This is a genomic window from Nonomuraea sp. NPDC005730, from assembly GCF_040630865.1.
In the GTDB taxonomy this organism is placed as follows: Bacteria; Actinomycetota; Actinomycetes; order Streptosporangiales; family Streptosporangiaceae; genus Nonomuraea.
Genome location: NZ_JBEXYK010000134.1, coordinates 1 through 3130 on the forward strand (window position 1 = coordinate 1; position 3130 = coordinate 3130).

A 3130-nucleotide genomic window follows, 5' to 3' on the forward strand; every position below is an offset into this window, starting at 1 on the left:
CCCTCGACGGTGAGCTCGTTCTGGATGTCACGCTGGAACTGGCCGACGGCGGTGATCACGTTGATGATGACGGCGATGGTGGCGTCGCCCGCGGCCAGATCGTGGAAGTTCGACAGCGGCCCGGACAGGACACGCAGGGCCACGCCGCGGGCTTGGCACCAGTTGCGGACGGCATGGATGTCGACCAGGTCGCGGCAGAGCCGGAACAGCTCCGAGACCGTCAGAGTGTCGCCGGGGTGCGCCTTGGCGGCGATCTTCCCGAACGCGGGCCGGTCGAGAGCGGGGATCTTGGAGGTGGTCGCGGGGTCCTCGAAGAGGAGGACGCCGTCGGCGGGCCGGAATCCCTCCGCGACGCCTTCGGTGCACACGAGAAGGCCGGCCTCGGTGAGGATGTGGCGCTGCCGCAACAGGGAGTGGGCCGCAGTGGAGACGCGAGAGTAGACGATCTGCACCGGGCTCTCCTCGGGAAGAGGGTTGGAGCCCGATTCTCCTGTCGGAAATCCTGTCGTCAATTCGTGTGCGGAACCGGCCACCCGACGTCATGGTTCGTCGCTCGATGTCCGGTTTTCGAGAGGCTTGCGGGGCCCATTAGAGGGTGTCGTTGAATCTTCTAATCCCGACAACCCAACGGTAGTGCCGAGGACCGGAGAATTGGCTACCTGGTGGAGGGGTCGCGCTCGGAGAGGAAGGACGGACGGGATGTCCGTCCAGAGCGAACGTTCTTGGCCTGCCGACGCTGAGCGGTGATGGTGAAGGTCGGGGATCTGATCCGGGTTCCGTGTGCGCTGCCGGGAGGTTCATGTGAGCGAGACGTCCTTCGCGCGGTATGACGGGCTGGCTGACTGGTACGAGGAGTACAACGCACCCGCGGCCGCGGCCAACGAAGCGGCGATCAGCGAACTGCTGGGACCGGGCGGGGGGCTGTGCCTGGACCTGGGTTGTGGTGGCGGCCAGTACTTCGAGACGATCAAGTCGACGGGCCGCGACGTCATCGGCTTGGACTACTCCGCCGACCAACTGCGCATCGCCCGCAACAGAGACGCCGAACTACTGGTCAGAGCCGATGCCGCCACGCTGCCGTTCGCCGACGCGTCCTTCTCGACCGTCACGGCGCTCTGGGTCTCCAGCGACGTCGACGACTTCACCGCCGTCCTGAAGGAAGCCGCCCGCGTCCTGGCCCCGGGTGGCCTGCTGGCCTACTACGGCGTCCACCCATGCTTCAACGGCCCACACGTCCAGGCCCGCGACGACGGCGCACGCATCGTCCACCCCACCTACCGCGCCGCCGGCTGGCACCAGGACGCGCCCTGGTGGGGTAACAACATCCGGCGCCGCGTCGGCATGCGCCACCTGACCCTGCCCGACCTGCTGAACGCCGTCCTCGACGCCGGCCTGACCATCAGTCGCGTCACTGAGCCCAGAACCGAACCCGTCCCCTGGATCCTCGCCATCAGAGCTCACCGACACCACACGAGCTAACCAGGTCTACCAGAGGCCACGACGCCACTTCGCCTTGGCCGTGGCTTCAGGAGCCCTGGGCCCACATAGCTACTCTGGGGCTGGTGTCAAATCCGTTGCATGGTTTCAGAAGGAATCCGGCGTGATCTGCGGCTCGACAAGTGAGTCCGGACGGAGTGCTCACGGTCGTCCGGACTAACTTGTCGGTTTCTGCCTCAGGCGGTCGCCGAGACATTACGGGTGGTTTCGCATGTTGAGGCCCAGCCTCGGATGAGAGGCGCCCTGGGTCAGGTTCCGGCTGCGGGGTCCCATGGCGGTTCAGTGCTCCTAGTGTGAAGCGCAAGGCCGCCACCGTTCGCGGGCCGGAACCCCAGTCCATGGAGTTCGGGATCGTCGACCGCGGTGACCACGTGCAGGGCGCCGGCCTCAGCTACCTCGCAGACCACGAGACTCACCAGAGCATCGCGCACCTCTGATGGGACGCCGGGCTGGATGTGCACCAAGTCGAGACGGGCGATGGTGCGTTGCTCATCCTCCCAGGACGCGGCTGCCTGACCGACATAAGGTTCCCCGCGGGCGTTGTCGACGTAGGCATGAAGCCAGCAGGCAAGCCTGGCCTCGATGATCAGCTGTCTGGGAATGGTGACATCCATCCCTGCCCGGACCAGCCAGGCACCGACCTTGGACACAGGCGGAGTATCCGATGCCGGCAGCGATCCGAGAATGGCATAGGCCTTCTCGAGGTCATCCGGCAAGGCGGGGAGCTCAATGTCGGGGAGTAGAACGGCATTGATGAAGAACCCGTCGGGCAAGAGGTTCGGGGTATCGTGAACGTCCAACAGGACGTACCCGTCTCGGATCGTTCGGCGGCTTCGACGAACCAGGCCGGTATCGAGTTCCAGCCTAAGGCGGAAGGCGAAGTCTGCGGCCCATTCATCCGGCGAGGTCACCGGCAGGCCAGTGTACGAACCGCCCGTCCACGGACTCGCTGCCCCCCTCGGGAACTCGACCTTGATGGCGTAAATGTTCGGATCTCGACGCCAATGGAAGATCGCTAGCATGCCGTCGGGCTCTGCCCTGACATCGACGCCGGAGTACCCTTCCAGCACAGCGCCCGCACGTTGCAAGCGTGTCCTGACCGCTTCGAGGACCTCCTGCCGGGACCACTCAATTGTCATCTGTCCAGACTCCCACGCCCTTCCCTCTAGTGCTCCCGACACATCCACGACGGCGAAGCCGGCGGTCGCAATCTTCGGTGGGCTGATCGCAGCCCGTCTTCTTCTCAGGGGTGGTGGCGGGCTCGCTCACGGGCAGCGATCAGGTCGCCCGCACCCACACGCTTACGGTGTCGGCTCATTTCCTAGCTATTCAGTGTTGCCAGGTACCAGTAGTCAGTACTACTTTGTACCAGTAGTCGGCATCACCGAGTAGCTGGAAGGGGGTGTTCCATGGGCAAGCAGATGACCGAGATGCTCAAGGGAACGCTGGAGGGCATCGTCCTGGCGATCCTGTCTGGCCGTGTCGGCATCCTCGTCTGCCTACGCCTTCGCCATGAACACCTACCGCCGCAAGATCTCCTAGATCGCTGATGTGAATTTCGGTGATTGGCTGCGAGCGTGACGAAGGGCGTCCATGGTCGGTGTGTGAAGACTGACCTAGACGCCCTTCTGAT

Annotated in this window: 4 protein-coding genes; 2 read left to right on the top strand and 2 right to left on the bottom strand. The window is 64.6% G+C overall.

Translation table 11 applies throughout. The features are described 5' to 3' along the window. Positions 1 to 452: recombinase family protein (locus ABZ444_RS51310; protein ID WP_358012682.1), on the bottom strand; the 452-nt coding region annotated here is incomplete at its 3' end. Positions 453 to 801: 349 nt separating this feature from the next. Here ABZ444_RS51310 and ABZ444_RS51315 point away from each other — a divergent pair. Then, complete coding sequence (locus tag ABZ444_RS51315; RefSeq protein WP_358012684.1) at positions 802 to 1479, top strand: class I SAM-dependent methyltransferase; 678 nt, start codon at positions 802 to 804, stop codon at positions 1477 to 1479. Between the two features lie 266 nt (positions 1480 to 1745). Here the strand turns inward: ABZ444_RS51315 and ABZ444_RS51320 are convergent, their stop codons facing one another. Next, complete coding sequence (locus ABZ444_RS51320; RefSeq protein ID WP_358012686.1) at positions 1746 to 2636, bottom strand: hypothetical protein; 891 nt, start codon at positions 2634 to 2636, stop codon at positions 1746 to 1748. A gap of 270 nt (positions 2637 to 2906) precedes the next feature. On the opposite strand from ABZ444_RS51320, the gene ABZ444_RS51325 reads away from it, so the two are divergent. Continuing rightward, on the top strand, positions 2907 to 3047 hold the full coding sequence (locus tag ABZ444_RS51325; RefSeq protein ID WP_358012688.1) for a hypothetical protein: 141 nt from the start codon (positions 2907 to 2909) through the stop codon (positions 3045 to 3047). The last annotated feature ends 83 nt before the right edge of the window (positions 3048 to 3130 follow it).